The sequence below is a fragment of the Cupriavidus basilensis genome (assembly GCF_000832305.1).
GTDB classification, from domain to species: domain Bacteria; phylum Pseudomonadota; class Gammaproteobacteria; order Burkholderiales; family Burkholderiaceae; genus Cupriavidus; species Cupriavidus basilensis_F.
Genome location: NZ_CP010536.1, coordinates 220,628 through 234,943, shown reverse-complemented (window position 1 = coordinate 234,943; position 14,316 = coordinate 220,628). Strand labels below are relative to the sequence as shown.

The 14,316-nt window shown below is 68.7% G+C and carries 14 protein-coding genes and 1 pseudogene; 1 reads left to right on the top strand and 14 read right to left on the bottom strand.

Features of this window, described 5'->3' with window-relative positions; translation table 11 throughout:
- Positions 1-11: 11 nt before the first annotated feature.
- The gene (locus tag RR42_RS00995; protein WP_043342993.1) at positions 12-1,541 is read right to left on the bottom strand and encodes an SLC13 family permease; all 1,530 of its coding nucleotides are present in this window, start codon (positions 1,539-1,541) and stop codon (positions 12-14) included.
- A 158-nt stretch (positions 1,542-1,699) separates the two neighbouring features.
- On the opposite strand from RR42_RS00995, the gene RR42_RS00990 reads away from it, so the two are divergent.
- A complete protein-coding gene (locus tag RR42_RS00990) occupies positions 1,700-2,437 on the top strand; it encodes a GntR family transcriptional regulator (RefSeq protein WP_043342990.1) in 738 nt (245 codons plus the stop codon).
- Between the two features lie 10 nt (positions 2,438-2,447).
- On the opposite strand, the gene RR42_RS00985 is transcribed toward RR42_RS00990, so the two are convergent.
- The 13 genes and pseudogenes from RR42_RS00985 to bioA form a co-directional block, all read right to left on the bottom strand.
- Positions 2,448-3,062: a GNAT family N-acetyltransferase gene (locus RR42_RS00985; protein ID WP_043342988.1), complete on the bottom strand. Its 615-nt coding sequence runs from the start codon at positions 3,060-3,062 to the stop codon at positions 2,448-2,450.
- Positions 3,063-3,120: 58 nt separating this feature from the next.
- Positions 3,121-3,717: a GatB/YqeY domain-containing protein gene (locus tag RR42_RS00980; RefSeq protein ID WP_043342985.1), complete on the bottom strand. Its 597-nt coding sequence runs from the start codon at positions 3,715-3,717 to the stop codon at positions 3,121-3,123.
- A gap of 72 nt (positions 3,718-3,789) precedes the next feature.
- A complete protein-coding gene (locus RR42_RS00975) occupies positions 3,790-4,722 on the bottom strand; it encodes an MBL fold metallo-hydrolase (RefSeq protein ID WP_043351154.1) in 933 nt (310 codons plus the stop codon).
- A gap of 22 nt (positions 4,723-4,744) precedes the next feature.
- Positions 4,745-5,434, bottom strand: coding sequence for a 2-hydroxychromene-2-carboxylate isomerase (locus RR42_RS00970; RefSeq protein WP_043342982.1), 690 nt, complete (start codon positions 5,432-5,434; stop codon positions 4,745-4,747).
- Between the two features lie 12 nt (positions 5,435-5,446).
- Positions 5,447-5,716, bottom strand: coding sequence for a DUF1289 domain-containing protein (locus RR42_RS00965; RefSeq protein ID WP_043342979.1), 270 nt, complete (start codon positions 5,714-5,716; stop codon positions 5,447-5,449).
- 60 nt (positions 5,717-5,776) lie between these two features.
- Positions 5,777-6,310, bottom strand: coding sequence for a YbaK/EbsC family protein (locus tag RR42_RS00960; RefSeq protein WP_052494399.1), 534 nt, complete (start codon positions 6,308-6,310; stop codon positions 5,777-5,779).
- 25 nt (positions 6,311-6,335) lie between these two features.
- Complete coding sequence (locus RR42_RS00955; RefSeq protein ID WP_043342977.1) at positions 6,336-7,271, bottom strand: hydroxymethylglutaryl-CoA lyase; 936 nt, start codon at positions 7,269-7,271, stop codon at positions 6,336-6,338.
- 118 nt (positions 7,272-7,389) lie between these two features.
- Positions 7,390-8,331, bottom strand: coding sequence for a 2-hydroxyacid dehydrogenase (locus RR42_RS00950; protein WP_043342975.1), 942 nt, complete (start codon positions 8,329-8,331; stop codon positions 7,390-7,392).
- 95 nt (positions 8,332-8,426) lie between these two features.
- Positions 8,427-9,528 (bottom strand): annotated as a pseudogene (locus RR42_RS41580) (biotin carboxylase N-terminal domain-containing protein).
- Positions 9,529-9,625: 97 nt separating this feature from the next.
- Positions 9,626-10,672, bottom strand: a complete 1,047-nt coding sequence (bioB, locus tag RR42_RS00940; protein WP_043342973.1) for a biotin synthase BioB — start codon at positions 10,670-10,672, stop codon at positions 9,626-9,628.
- A gap of 57 nt (positions 10,673-10,729) precedes the next feature.
- On the bottom strand, positions 10,730-11,452 hold the full coding sequence (gene bioD, locus RR42_RS00935) for a dethiobiotin synthase (protein ID WP_043342970.1): 723 nt from the start codon (positions 11,450-11,452) through the stop codon (positions 10,730-10,732).
- Positions 11,449-12,666, bottom strand: coding sequence for an 8-amino-7-oxononanoate synthase (gene bioF / locus RR42_RS00930; RefSeq protein WP_043342968.1), 1,218 nt, complete (start codon positions 12,664-12,666; stop codon positions 11,449-11,451). Before bioF ends, bioD begins: the two co-directional genes overlap by 4 nt.
- Positions 12,656-14,143 (bottom strand): adenosylmethionine--8-amino-7-oxononanoate transaminase, encoded by a 1,488-nt coding sequence (bioA, locus tag RR42_RS00925; RefSeq protein ID WP_043342965.1) that lies wholly within the window; start codon positions 14,141-14,143, stop codon positions 12,656-12,658. Before bioA ends, bioF begins: the two co-directional genes overlap by 11 nt.
- Positions 14,144-14,316 lie beyond the last annotated feature (173 nt).

Genomic DNA, 14,316 nt, shown 5'->3' with positions numbered 1-14,316 from the left:
GAACTCCGATGTCAATGAAATGGCCACGGCGCGCTGGCATCCCACACCGGGATGCCCAGGTAGGCATACCAGGGCGCCATGACCAGCAGGCCATAGGCAATGCCGATCAGCACCGACACCACGCCCACGCGGGCGTAGTCCGCCGTGGTGAAGGTGCCGCTGCTATAGGCCACCACGGCTGCGGTGATCTGCGTGGGCAAGATGTAGGCGAAGCTGTCGCTGTCGCACACCAGCAAGGTGAATGCGGCGGGATGCAGCCCGAGCTTGGGTGCCAGCGCCAGCATGATCGGCGCGATCATCGTCACGGCGGCCACGTTGGACAGCATGGCCAGGCGCGCCACGTGCGTGCCAAGCATGACGATCAGCAACGCCAGCCACCACGGATGGCCCGCCGCGAAACGGTACAGCCAGTCGGCCACCCACGGCGCCAGGCCGGTCTCGCCAATCGCGGAGGACAGGCTCAGCGCGCCGGCCAGCAGGAAGAACGTGCCCCAGATCGTGCGGGCCTGGATGTCCCTCCAGCCCAGTCCCGTCACCCCGGGCACGAACAGCGCCGCCAGCCCGAGCAAGGCCACGATCTCGGAAGGCAGGCCATGCCACGACTCGGTCGCCCACAGCACAGCCACCACGGCAAACACCGCCAGGATCGCCCTGGATTGCACACCTGCCGGCGGCAACGCGGCACGCTCGGCGGCAATCGCCGCCTGGCCGCCAGGCAGCCGGACCGCGCGCGACTTGAAGTAGGACTGCACCCACAGCTGGGTCAGCACGAACATGCCCAGGTACGGCCATTGCAACTTGAACCAGTCGAGATAGGAGATGTGCAGGCCGAGGTTCTTCTGCAGCAAGCCGACGATCACCATATTGGGCAGGTGCGCGGTGAGAATGCACATGCCGCTGATCATCGAGCCATACACCAGCGACTGAATCACGATGGCCTTCTTCGCGCTGCGCTCACGCGGCGAGTCGCCGAACAGGCCCACGATGCCGTTGACCACCGGCAGCAACGTAGCCGCGCGCGCATTGGCCGCCGGCACAAGAAAGCCCAGCACGAAGTTCACCACGAACATCACCCAGATCACGCCATTGGCGGTACGCGTCTTCAGCTTGTCGAGCAGGAACAAGGCGATCCGCCGGTCCAGCCCGGCCGTCTGCATGATGGCCGAGAAGATGAACGCCGCCAGGCACAGGAACACCACGGGCGTGGCAAAGCCGCTGGCCGCCTTGGAGAACGGCGTCACCGCATGCGCCAGCACCAGCAAGGTGGGGATCAGCATGCCGCTCACGCCGACCGGCACGGCCTCGCTCATCCAGACCAGGCTCGCCCAGGCCACTACCGCCAGCGTGGCGCGGCCCGCGGGCGGCAAGCCCTCCGGCTGCGGGAGCACGAACAGGATGGCGAAGAAGGCGATCCACGCGGCCACGAAACCCAGCTGCGCTTTGCGCAATGGACCCGGCCGGAACCAGGCCGGCGGCTTGTGCAGGTATGCTAGCCAACCGGCGCGCGAATGCGCCGATGGCGGGTTGAAGGGAGAGTTCACTGCGGCTCCTTGGCGGTTTCCCGATACGCACGTCAGACGCCGCACTGGTCAGTCCGGCCTTGGAGGGCAATAATACGTTTTAATACAAGATGTCCAACGAAGGCATTGGCATATTGTTATGCTGTTTTTTACAAGCCTTTGATACAACAGGGTTTTACATGAGTGTTGCGCGTGAGAACGCCATTTCACTGTACGAGCAGATCGCAGATTTGTTGCGCGAAGAAATCCAGAAGCGGCGTTTCGACCCGTCCGGAAAACTGCCTTCCGAGGCCGAACTGGGCGAGCGCTTCGGGGTGAGCCGGGTCACGGTGCGCCTCGCGATCACGCGGCTGGTTGATGCCGGACTGGTCGAGCGCAAGCAAGGCAAAGGCACCTTCGTGGTCGACAAGCGGCTGCGCCATGGCCTGGATACGCTGCGCGGCTTCTACGATTCGCTGGTGCTGCAGGGACACGCGCCGGAGATGCAACTGGTCGCGCTGGAGCGGGTCGCCGTGCCGGCCCGGTTGCGCGGTATCTTTCCCGCCGCGCTCGGCCACTGCATCGCCTTGCACCGCCTGCATCGTCTCGATGGCGAGCCGATTGCGCTCGCCGAGACCCACATTGCCTGCGATGCCACGCCGGGCTGGGAAGATGCCGAGCGCAATCCGTCCTACACCTTGATCGGCCAGTTGCTGGGCGTGCCGGTCGACCGGGCCGACCTCGTCATCCGCGCGCGCTCGGCCGGCCAGCACCTGGCGGGCGTGCTGCGGACCTCGCGCACGCATCCGCTGCTGGAACTGGAACGCACGTCGTTCCTCGCGGATGGCGCGGTTTGCGAGCACACGCTGTTTTCCATACGGTCGGAGCGCTATGAGTTCGCGCTCAATAGCGCGGGGGGCGTGCGGGTGCCGGCGTAAATGGCTCCGTTCATCTCGCCTCCCCCTTGTCTGGATCCTTGCCCGTGCCCGTGCCCGTGTTCTTATCCCTGGACGGGCCGGCATTGTCGTACCACGGCGGCACCAGCGAGTACATCGCCGCCGAGCACGGCACGCCGTGCAGCACCAGCCGGTTGCGGGCGATGCATTCGAACTGCGCGCCGATCTTCTGCGCCACGGCGCGGCTGACCATATTGTGCTCGGCGGCGACCACCTCCAGGCGCGTCAGCCCGAGGCGGTGAAAGGCATAGCATGCCATCAGCTCTGCCGCGCGCGCGCCCAGTCCCTGGCGCTGCCGGCTCTGGCGGATCCAGTAGCCGAGGTTGCCGAAGTTGTAGTCGCGGTTGATCTGGTTGATGGAGACGCCGCCATACAGCTGCCTGCCGTCGGGGGCGAATACGCCGATGTCGTAGGCCTCGCCGATGGCCATGCTCTGCGTGCACAGGTCGACCCAGTTCTCGGCATCGCGCACGCTATAGCCCGCGTGGCACCACGGCAGCCATTTGCCTACGGTATCGAGCGATTCGTGCACGGCCGCCACGAACTGGGGCACGTCGGGATAGCGGAAGGGGCGAAGGAGGAAGCCTTGGCCGTGAAGGGCTTGCATGGTGCGTCCTTGGGACTCGGTCAGCGCGGGAACTTGCCGGCCAGAGGCGCGCTCGGCCTCATCTCGGCCTCATGGCCTCGCCGATCAGCAGCCTGGCCTGCACGCGCGCATGCAGCAGCGCCATGTCGGCATGGCGCAGGCTCGGGTGGCGGCTCAGCGCGGCCATCACCTTGCCGGACTGCTGGATCGAGCCCACGCCGGCATCGGCGGCGGCGCGGTCGATCAGCGCGTCGATCTCAGCGTCGGACAAGGGACGGGCGATGCGGGCGGCCAGGCTCAGCGCCGTGTCGTCGAAGCGGGCGCCGTCGTCGAAATGAATGCGGCCCTCGATCCTCACCGGCAAGCCGTGCGGGTCGAGCTTGCCGAAGCACAACTCGCGGATGTCGACCGCGTGGTGGCGGCCGTCGAAGTAGAGCGAGCCGTCGATGTAGCCGGGCTCCGGGTTGAGCGGGAACACGAGGCGCCTGCCGGCCAGTTGTTCCAGGCTGTAGGTAGGCAGGTTCATGCCGTCGAGCCGGATCGCCGTGCGCACCGGCTCGCCGCCGAGCACGAACGGCGCCAGCTCGATCTCGAGGTCGGCGCCATGCGCGTGGATCGTGGAAGGAGAGAGATGCGCGACCAGGGGGTGAAGCAGTGCGACGGGAAAGGCAGGCATCGACAGTTTCCTCGCAAAGGGTCAGGGACTGGCGCCAGGGCATGGTGGCGCCCGCGTTACCGGTGTTACCGCTCAATCCCGGTTGTACACCTCGGCGCCTTCCAGCGCCAGCGCACCGGCGGCGGCCAGCGACGCCAGGATCCGGTCAAGCAGGGTCGACAAGTCCTGCGCGGGCATGAAGCGCGCATGGATGCGCTGCATCAGCGGCGCCTGCGCCATCCACGCCAGCAGCGCGTCGCGTCGCATGCGCTGTTGCTCCAGCAGCTTGAACTTCACCAGCACCTTGATGGCATGCGTGGCGTTGCGCCCGGCATCGGCGCTGAGGTAAGCCAGCCGCCCGTCAGCAATGTCAAGCGCGGCCGCCACGTTGGTGAAGGGCCGCCCGTGGCCAGGAATCACCACGCGCACATCCAGCGTGGCGATGCGCGCCAGCACGGCCGCCTGCTCGGCAAAGCCGCTCTCGCCGTCGAGTTCCGGGAAGATCACGCCAAAGCCGTTTTCCCACAGGGCATCGCCCGAGATCAGGATGCCCTCCTGAGGGGCGAACAGCATCACGGCATGGGGATCGTGGCCGGGCGCGCCCACCACCTGCCAGTCCAGCCCGCCCAGGCGCAAGGTGTCGCCGTCCTGCACCACGCCATCGAAGCTGAAGCGGTCGCACTGCTGGCCGGTGGCGCGGTAGCTGAGGGCGTCCACGTCCCACGTGCGCACCGCCTCGGCCTGCGCGGCGGGGATCAGCGTGCGCGGCCGCCAGCGGCTCTGCAGCGTGGCGTTGCCGCCGCAGTGGTCGGAGTGCAGGTGCGTGTTCACCACGCGCCGCAGCGCCCGCCCGCCGAGGCCGGCCTCGACCAGCGCCAGCGTCTGTGGCGCATGCGTGACGTAGCCGGAATCGACCAGCGCGGTGTCATCGCCGTCGACAAACAGGATGTTGTTGGCGGATAGCCAGCCGCGCTCGAAAACGCGCATGGTGCCGGGCAGGGTGGGAGACGTGTAGGTGGTTGGCATCGGTGTGTAGGCAGTCGGCTGATCAGCGGCCGCGGGCCGCTGGGTTGCCCGCTGGCGCATCGGCGCGCCCCGCGCCAACTGGCAATGCGGCGGCGGCACGGAATGCGTCCGAGGCAAAGAAAGGATCCTGGGCAAGCCGCGCGGTGAGCATGTCGAGCGCATCCAGGCCCCAGAACAACAACCCCTCGGCATCCCCTTGCAGCGCAGCGGTAGGTACGCCGAATACGCCGCGCGCCAGCGCTTCATCCCCGTTTTCCCGCAGGCGCGCCTTGACCGCATCTTGCGCCAGCGCAGCGGTGGGTACGCCCAGCGCACCGCACAACGCGTCGAACTCGGCCTGCTGCCGAGGCACGTGGCCTTGCTGCCAGACGAAGCGGAAAACCGGTGCCAGCGTGGCGTGCGAGAGCCGGCCTTCGAGCTCCAGCGCGACCGCCAGGCGCAGCAAGGGCAGCGGATTGAACGGGTGCACGGCGGGCATGGCGAGCGGCGTGCCGTCGCGGTGCGCGATCCAGGCAACGTGCTCGAAGGTAAAGCGGCGCTTGGGCGCGATCTCGGCCGGACCGACGTTGCCCCAATGGCGCAGCAGCCCGGCAAACAGCAGCGGCACGTAGCGCACCGAAACATCGGCTGGCAAGGCCCGGGGCAAGCGCTCGAACGCCAGGTAGGCGAACGGCGAGATCGGGTCGAAGTACCAGTCGATGGCGTTTGTCATGGCCGGGTCACGCTATGTTGTGGGTGGGATGCATCCTGGCGCTGCCCTTGCAGCCAACGCCGCGGCGCGCTGCGCCAGCAGCAGCCAGATCCTGCGCCGCCCGGCCTCGTCGCTGCCTGACCATGCGGCGATCTCGTCGATGGTGCGCAGGCAGCCTTCGCAATAGCCGCTCGCGGCGTCCATGCGGCACACGTTGCGGCACGGCGACGGCACGGGCTGCGCGCGCTGGGCGGCCTGCGCGCCGCGCGTGAGCTCGGCGGCGAGGCGGGTGGCTTGCGACATCGCCTCAGCCCTCGCCCGGGATGCCGCGCATGACGCGCATGACGCGTACAAGCAGCGGCTTCATGCGGACTGGCGCTGCGCCACGTCGGCCACCTCGGCCCCGGTCATGCGCTGCAGCTCCTGGGGCGTGAGGTTGAACACCGCGTGCGGATGGCCGGCGGCGGCCCACAGGCTGTCGTAGCGGAACAGGTCGCTGTCAAGCAGCATGACGGGCGCCACCGCATGGCCGATAGGACAGACGCCGCCAATGGCGTAGCCGGTTTTCTCGCGCACGAACCTGGCATCGGCCTTGCCGAGCGGGCCCACCACGGCGGCGACCTTGGCTTCGTCGACGCGGTTGCTGCCGCTGGCGATCACCAGCACCGGCGCGTCGTCGGCGACGCGGCGAAAGATGATGGACTTGGCGATCTCGGCCACCGAACAGCCGAGGCCGGCCGCCGCCTCGGCCGAGGTCTTGCCGGTGGCGGGCAGCATGACCACGGGCTTGTCGTGGCCAAGGCCGGCCAGCAGGCCAGCCACGCGCTGCGCCGCTTCGGGCAGCGCAGCGTTGTTGTTGGCGTTATCGTTGGCGTTGTCGGGAGAGTGAGCGTTCATATCGATAGCGTTCGGATGAAAGGCCTTATACGCAGGCAGGCGCAGCGTCCGCGGCGGCGGCCCACTTGGTCAGCAGCGCGCGTCCCACGCGCGAGCTGTTGGCGCGGCCGATCGACTGCGAGATGAAGTCGCCCGCGCGCACCACCTGCTCCAGGTCCACGCCGGTATGGATGCCCATGCCGTGCAGCATGTACAGCACGTCTTCGGTGGCCACGTTGCCGGTGGCGCCCTTGGCGTAAGGACAGCCGCCAAGGCCTGCCACCGAGGCGTGGAAGATCGAGATGCCGACCTGCAGGCTGGCCAGGATATTGGACAGCGCCTGGCCGTAGGTATCGTGGAAATGGCCGGAGAGCCGGTCGATGGGGAATTCGGCTGCCACCGCGTGCATCACCTCCTGCACCCGGCCCGGCGTGCCCACGCCGATGGTGTCGGCGATGTCGATCTCGTCGCAGCCGAGATCGCGCATGCGGCGCACTACGTCCACCACCGCGTGCACCGGCACCTCGCCCTGGTAGGGGCAGCCCAGCGCGCAGGAGATGCTGGCACGCAGGCGCAGGCCTTTTTCCTTGGCGGCGGCGGCAACAGGCGCGAAGCGCTCGATGGATTCGGCGATGGAGCAGTTGATGTTCTTTTGCGAGAACGCCTCGCTGGCGGCGCCGAAGATCACGACCTCGTCCGCGGACGCGGCCACCGCGCCCTCGAAGCCCTTCATATTGGGCGTGAGCACGGAGTACAGCGTGCCCGGCCGGCGCTGGATGCGCGCCATCACGTCGGCGCCATCGGCCATCTGCGGCACCCATTTGGGCGAGACGAAGGAAGCGGCTTCGATATTGACGAAGCCGGCGTCGCTGAGGCGGTTGATCAGGTCCACCTTGACCTCGGTCGGCACCATGGCCTTCTCATTTTGCAGGCCGTCGCGCGGGCCGACTTCTACGACTTTTACATAGTGTGGCAGGGTCATGATGTCTCCTCGCTGTCTGGTATCGGCGCGCGCGTCTTGCCGCGCGCGCCATTCAACTAATGTGCGGACATTGGGCCCGGGCTCCCGGCGGCTCGTTCCGCCCCGGCGCCCGGCTTGCTCAATAGCCGCGTTGCAGGTCGACCACGCCGGCGATCGGCTGGCCCGCGCCCAGCGCGCGGATCTTGGCCGCGATCTGGGCGACGCTGTCTTCGCGCAGCGTCAGTGCCGCGATATGCGGCGTGATGGTGATGCGCGGCTCGGCCCAGAACGGATGCCCGGCGGGCAGCGGCTCGGTGCGGAACACGTCGAGCGTGGCGCCGGCGACCTGGCCCGACTGCACGGCGGCCAGCAGGTCTTGCTCGACCAGGTGCGGGCCGCGCGCCACGTTGACCAGGTAGGCCCCCTTGGCGAGCTTGCCCAGCAGGCCGGCATCCAGGATGTTCTCGGTTTCCGGCGTGAGCGGCAGCACGTTGACCAGCACGCGCAGGCCATCCAGGAACGGCGCCTGGCCAGCCTCGCCGGCAAAGCCCTGCACCCCTTCGATATCGCGCGCCGTGCGGCTCCAGCCGCGCACCGGAAAGCCGAAGCCGGCCAGCGCCTGCGCGATCTGCGCGCCGAGCGTGCCAACGCCCATCACGCCCACGGTGAAATCGGCGCGGCGATGCGGCTTGAGAAAACGCCAGGTGCCGGCCTGCTGGGCCAGCGCGTACTCGTCCAGGCGGCGAAAATAGCGCAGTACCGCGTGTGTCACGTAATCGATCATCTGCGCGGCCATGCCGGCATCGTCCAGGCGCACGATGGGCACGCCGGCCGGCAGCGCATCCGGGTCGGTGTCGCGCAGGCTCAGGATGCCGTCGACGCCGGCGCCCAGGTTGAACACGGCTTTCAGGTCGGTGCGCCCGCGCAGCATCTCGAGCGGCGGGCGCCACACCACGGCGTAGTCGACCTGCTCGTTCCTGCTGTCTTCCCAGGTCAGGCATTGCGCTTCGGGCAGGGCCTCGGCAAAGCCGTCGATCCAGGGCTGGTAACGGCCATCCGGTACATACAACTGCAACTTCATCTCATCTCCACTCTGGTCTTCTTTCTCTTCTATTTTCGCAGAGGATGGGCGCGGCCTGCGGTTTTCTTGCAGCGGGCGCCGCCCGAAAAGGCGGCTCAGCCGTTGCCGGCATCGAAGGACAGCAATTGCGCGCCTTCGCCGACCTGCTCGCCCACGCCATACAGCACCTCGCCCACCACGCCGTCGGCCGGCGCACTGATGGTGTGCTCCATCTTCATGGCCCCCATCACCAGCAACGGCGCGCCGCGCGCGACCCGGCTGCCGGCCTCGGCCATGACCGCGATGACCTTGCCGGGCATGGGCGCGGTGAGCTTGCCGCCCTCGGCGGCATGCGCGAGCGGGTCGATCCAGGTGAGGGCCACATGGCGGTGGCCGCTGAATACATGGAAGGTATCACCTTCCGCGTGGACCTGCCCACGGGCGCGCCGCGTGCCGAGATCGACACGAATATCGTCCGCCGCGCACTGTGTCCGGAACGGCGCTGCCTGGTCGGCGAAGAACAACGTGCTGCCGCGCGCATCGGTGGCGAGCGTCGCATCGGCGATGTGGCTGCCTGCCGGGCCACCTACCGAGAAGCGCAGGGCGCGCCGCTCCCCGCCATTCAACCGCCATGCGCCCGCATGTTGCCAGGGCGAATACGCGGCGGCCACGGCGGCTTCGCCCATCGCGCGCCGGCGTTCCTCGCTCGTGCCGGGGGCCGGCGCTTCTTCCAGCACCTTCTGGTGGCGGCGCTGCACGGAGCAGTCGCGCTCGAACAGGTAGACACAGTTGCCATGCGTGTCGGCAAAGACCTGGATTTCAATGTGGCGGGGGCGGGTCAGGTACTTCTCGACCAGCACGCGGTCGTCGCCGAAGCTGGCGCTGGCCGCGCTCTTGCTGCCCATGGCGCGGATGCTGGATGCCGGCGGGCCGATGAAAACGAGGCCGGCTTCGGCGCAAGCCTCGGCAAAGCCCTCGTTCTCGGAGAGGAAGCCGTAGCCGGGATGGATGGCCTACGCGCCGGTGGCCTTGGCCATCCCGATGATGTGGTCGCCGCGCAGGTAGCTGTCGCGCGTCGGCGTCGGCGTCGGCGTCGGCGTCGGCGTCGGCGTCGGCGTCGGAGTAGACGGCTACCGTGCGGATGCCGAGGCGGCGGCAGGTGGCTGCCACGCGGCAGGCGATTTCGCCGCGATTGGCGATCAGGATCTTGTTGAACATGGCGCCCTCCCCTGATGAACCTCTGCTCGCAGCCAGTGTGGTTGCGGGGACGGCGGCCATTGACCGTGGGCCCGTGGCCGCCGCCATTGGCGCCAGCTTACCCTGCGTAGCCCTCGGTGCGGATATCCAGCCGCGCCAGCAGCGCCCGATCGCGATCGGCCTGGGGGTTGGCGGTGGTCAGCAGGCGCTCGCCGTAGAAGATGGAATTGGCACCGGCCATGAAGCACAGGGCCTGCAGCGCGTCGTCCATGGTCTCGCGGCCGGCGGACAGGCGCACCATGGCGCTGGGCATGGTGATGCGCGCCACAGCGATGGTGCGCACGAACTCGAACGGGTCGATCGGCGCGGTGTCGGCCAGCGGCGTGCCCTTGACCGCCACCAGGTTGTTGATGGGCACCGACTCGGGATACGGGTCGAGGTTGGCGAGCTGCGCGATCAGCCCGGCGCGCGCCTCGCGCGATTCGCCCATGCCGACGATGCCGCCGCAGCACACGTTGATACCGGCCTCGCGCACATGGCCGATGGTGTCCAGGCGGTCCTGGTAGGTGCGGGTGCCGATGATCTCGCCGTAGAACTCGGGCGAGGTATCGAGGTTGTGGTTGTAGTAGTCCAGCCCCGCGTCCTTCAGGCGCTGCGCCTGCTCGGCTTCCAGCATGCCTAGCGTGACGCAGGTCTCCAGGCCCATGGCCTTGACCTCTTTCACCATTTCGATGACCGGCTCAAGGTGGCGGTCCTTCGGGCTGCGCCAGGCGGCGCCCATGCAGAAGCGGCCAGCGCCGCTGGCCTTGGCGGCGCGCGCGGCTTCCAGCACTTCGTCGAGCGCCATCAGCTTGCCCGCGGTGACGCCGGCATCGTGGTGCGCGCTCTGCGGGCAATAGCCGCAATCCTCTTCGCAGCCGCCGGTCTTGATCGACAGCAGCGTCGAGAGCTGCACGGCGTTGGCATCGAAATGCTCGCGGTGCACCTGCTGGGCGCGGAACAGCAGATCGTTGAACGGCAGCGCGTACAGCGCGGCGACCTCGGCAACGGTCCAGTCGCCCGGCTTGGTGGCGGGCGCGGGCTCGGTAAAGCGGCGGGCGGTCTGGCGCAGGGTGTCGGCGGAAATGGTGGCGACGGTTTCGCCGGCGTGAGTGGTTGCGGTCATGTTTGCTATCTGTTCCGGTAATTCGTTCAGTGTTTTCAGTCTTGGTCCGGCGCGCGCTCAGGCGGCGATGCCATTGCCTGCGGCATGGCAAGCGGCAAGCAGCGGCGCCAGCGCGAGCTGGCTGGCGGCTTCGGCCGGCGCGAGCTGCCACGGCAGCGTGCCAAGCCAGGGCGCGCCCAGCGCCGCGCGCAGCGTGTCGATGTTCTCGTCGGCGAGCGGCATGCCGGGATCGATGCGGTTGGCGATCCAGCCAGCCAGGTGCAGGCCGCGCGCGCGCACGGCTTCGGCTGTGAGCAGCGCATGGCTGATGCAACCCAGGCGGATGCCGACCACCAGCACCACCGGCAGGCCGAGCATCACGGCGAGGTCGGCCGTGTCCCAGCCGCCTTGGTCGCGCGGCGCGCCGTCCAGCGGCACGCAAAAGCCGCCGACGCCTTCCACCACCACCGCGCCGGCCTGCGCCTGCAACGCGGCAAACGCGGCGCGGATCGGCTCGCGCGTGATGCGCGCGCCCTCGATAGCCGCGGCCAGGTGTGGCGAAGCCGGCGTGCGCAGCAAGAACGGGCATGTCTGCGCCTGCGGCACGGTCACCGCGCTGGCGGCGCGCAGTTGCGCCACGTCATCGTTGTGCCAATGGTCGTTGCGCCATTCGCTGCCGCTTGCCACCGGCTTCATGCCAACGGCCAGGTGGCCGGCGGCGCGCAGCGCGTGCAGCAAGGTGACGCTGGCGTGCGTCTTGCCGATGCCGGTGTCGGTGCCCGTGACAAAACAGGCGATCATGACGCCTCCTTGCGCGGCACCACGCTGGCCAGGCTGGCCAGCAGGCGCTCGACATCGGCCACGGTATGCGAGGCCGACAGCGTGATGCGCAGGCGCGCGGTACCAACGGGCACGGTGGGCGGGCGGATCGCGCCAACGCGGATGCCGTCGGCCTCCAGCGCCGCGGACAGTGCCAGCGCCGCTACGTTGTCGCCCACGATCACGGGCTGGATCGCCGTCGAACTCTCGCCCAGGCGCCAGCCAGCCGCCCGCGTCAGGCCGGCCAGGCCGCTGCGCAGCGTATGGATCAGCTTATCGAGCTGCGCGCGGCGTTGCCGCCCTTCGTCGCCGGCGATCAACGCCAGGCTGGCGGACAAGGCGTGCGCCACAGCCGGCGGCGAGGCCGTGGTGTAGATGTACTGCCGCGCGGTGTTGACGAGATGATCGATGATGGTCTCGTGCGCGGCCACGAACGCGCCCGCCACGCCGGCGGCCTTGCCCAGCGTGCCGATATAGATGAAGCGCGGCGACGTCAGCGCGAGGTGCTCCAGCACGCCGTGGCCTTGCTCGCCCAGCACGCCGAAGCCATGCGCGTCATCCAGGATGATCCAGGCATCGTGCCGCTCGGCCAGCGCCAGCAGCTCGGCCAGCGGCGCGAAGTCGCCGTCCATGCTGAACACGCTGTCGGTGACGATCAGCTTGAGCGGGCTGGTGCTGGCGACCAGCAAGCCCTCGAGCTCGGCCATGTTGCGATGCGCATAGCGGCGGACCTCGGCGCGCGCCAGGCGCGCGCCGTCGATCAGCGAGGCATGGTTGAGCGCTTCGCAAAAGAGCGTGGCATCGGCGCTGCCTAGCGCGGTCAGCACCGCCATGTTGGCCATATAGCCGGTGCTGAAGTAGAGCGCGGCCGCGTGCGGAATGTTCGGCGCGAACCACGCCGCCAGCTCCCCTTCGAGCCGGTGGTGGGCCAGCGAATGGCCGCTCACCAGGTGGGAGGCCCCGCTACCCGCGCCGAACTGGCGCGCGCCCTCGGCCATGGCCGCGATCAGCGCGGGATGGTTGGCCAGGCCCAGGTAGTCGTTGCTGCAGAACGTCAGCAACGAGTGCATCTCGCCGCCGCAGGCATCGCTCACGGCTTGCTGCGGCGCACAGGCGGAGTACGCGGTGCGGCGGCGCCGCGTCAGTGCCTTTTCGTCGCGCTCGGCGGCGGCCAGGGTCAAGTGCTCAAGCAGCATCGCATATCTCCGTGGGTGCGCCGGTACCATTGCCAGCGCTGTCGTTCTGGTCCATGCCGGCGAGTACCGTGTCGAGCGTGGCTTGCAGCTGGCCTGCCAGCCATTGCGCAAGCTGCGCGTCGAACACGTACGGGGGCATGATGTAAAGCGTGCGGCCAATCGGCCGGATCAGCACGCCGTGCTTGCGCGCGGCATGATGGAAGCGCGCGGCGAACTCGCCCGCGTCGGCTGCGTATTCTTCGCGCACGTCGGCGGCCCAGATCAGGCCGCGCTGGCGTACGTGATGCAGCCGGGCATCCGCCGCCAGCCCTGCCATGGCTTGCGTGAGCCACTGCGCGCGCTGGCGGTTCTGCGCCACCACATCTTGCCTGGCGAACAGGTCGAGCGTGGCCAGCGCGGCGCGGCAGGCCAGCGGGTTGCCGGTGTAGGAATGCGAGTGCAGGAAGCTGCGGGCGCGGTCCGGGTCGCGCGCCTCGGCCACGAAGGCCTGCTGGATCGCGCTGCGCGACAGCACCAGCGAGAGCGGCAGGTAGCCGCCGCTGATGCCCTTGGACAAGCACAGGAAATCCGGCCACAGGTGCGCCGGCAGCGGTGCGCCGGGCTCCGCCGCGCCGCGTGCCTGCTCCCACGCGAAAAACGTGCCGGTGCGTCCGCACCCCACCGCAATTTCGTCGGCGATCAGGTGCACGCGGTAGCGGTCGCACAGCGCGCGCACGCCTTCCAGGTAGAGCGGATCATGCATGGCCATGCCCGCGGCGCACTGCACCAGCGGCTCGATGATGAGCGCTGCAATCTGGCCGCCGCGCGCCTGCAGCAGCGCCTCCAGCGCATCCAGCGCGCGCTGCGCAACCTGCGCGGCGCTCTCGCCCGGCGCGGCCTGGCGCGCATCCGGCGACATCACCACGTGCGAGCTCATCAGCATCGGATCGTAGGCATCGCGGAAGATCGCCACGTCAGTCACCGCCAGCGCACCCACGGTCTCGCCGTGGTAGCCATGGCGCAGGCAGACGAATTCGCGCTTGCCGCCCAGGCCGGTGTTGCGCCAGTAGTGGAAGCTCATCTTCAGCGCAATCTCCACGGCGGACGCGCCGTCGCTGGCATAAAACGCATGGCCGAGCGCGCCGCCGGTCAGCGCCGACAAGCGCTCGGCAAGCTCCACCGCCGGCGCATGCGTGCAGCCGGCCAGCATCACGTGCTCGAGCGTGTCGAGCTGCTCACGCAGCGCGGCGTTGATGTCCGGGTTGGCGTGACCAAACAGATTGACCCACCAGGAGCTGGTGGCGTCGAAATAGCGCTGGCCGCCGGTGTCGTGCAGCCAGGGGCCCTCGCCGCGCGCAATGGCCAGCGGCGGCTCGCCGGCATCGGGCCGCAGCGGCGTGCACGGATGCCATACCGCGCGCAAGCTGCGCTCGCCGAGCGTGGGCTGGGCAAGATGCGCGCTCGGCGCCAGGGACGCGGAATTGGACTGGTCTTCCAAGGAAACCCTCCTTTGTTGACCGCGCGCTGGCCGGCCCAGGCAGGCGAAGCCTGGCGTGGCGGCACTTGCGTGCGGGTTGGGGAGAGTCATGGTAGGGAGCTATCTGGTGAATTGGCAAACAGCGCCGAATTTACACGTTGACGACACGTTGAACGACAAAGAACGAAGAAGAA

Excerpts from the sequence above, each read along its gene's own strand:
- RR42_RS00955 (WP_043342977.1), bottom strand. The coding sequence starts at position 7,271 with ATGACCCTGCCACACTATGTAAAAGTCGTAGAAGTCGGCCCGCGCGAC.
- RR42_RS00960 (WP_052494399.1), bottom strand. The coding sequence starts at position 6,310 with ATGAACGCTCACTCTCCCGACAACGCCAACGATAACGCCAACAACAAC.
- RR42_RS00985 (WP_043342988.1), bottom strand. The coding sequence starts at position 3,062 with ATGCAAGCCCTTCACGGCCAAGGCTTCCTCCTTCGCCCCTTCCGCTAT.
- bioB (WP_043342973.1), bottom strand. The coding sequence starts at position 10,672 with ATGACCGCAACCACTCACGCCGGCGAAACCGTCGCCACCATTTCCGCC.
- RR42_RS00980 (WP_043342985.1), bottom strand. The coding sequence starts at position 3,717 with ATGCCTGCCTTTCCCGTCGCACTGCTTCACCCCCTGGTCGCGCATCTC.
- RR42_RS00975 (WP_043351154.1), bottom strand. The coding sequence starts at position 4,722 with ATGCCAACCACCTACACGTCTCCCACCCTGCCCGGCACCATGCGCGTT.
- RR42_RS00965 (WP_043342979.1), bottom strand. The coding sequence starts at position 5,716 with ATGTCGCAAGCCACCCGCCTCGCCGCCGAGCTCACGCGCGGCGCGCAG.
- bioF (WP_043342968.1), bottom strand. The coding sequence starts at position 12,666 with ATGCTGCTTGAGCACTTGACCCTGGCCGCCGCCGAGCGCGACGAAAAG.
- bioD (WP_043342970.1), bottom strand. The coding sequence starts at position 11,452 with ATGATCGCCTGTTTTGTCACGGGCACCGACACCGGCATCGGCAAGACG.
- RR42_RS00970 (WP_043342982.1), bottom strand. The coding sequence starts at position 5,434 with ATGACAAACGCCATCGACTGGTACTTCGACCCGATCTCGCCGTTCGCC.
- RR42_RS00990 (WP_043342990.1), top strand. The coding sequence starts at position 1,700 with ATGAGTGTTGCGCGTGAGAACGCCATTTCACTGTACGAGCAGATCGCA.
- RR42_RS00950 (WP_043342975.1), bottom strand. The coding sequence starts at position 8,331 with ATGAAGTTGCAGTTGTATGTACCGGATGGCCGTTACCAGCCCTGGATC.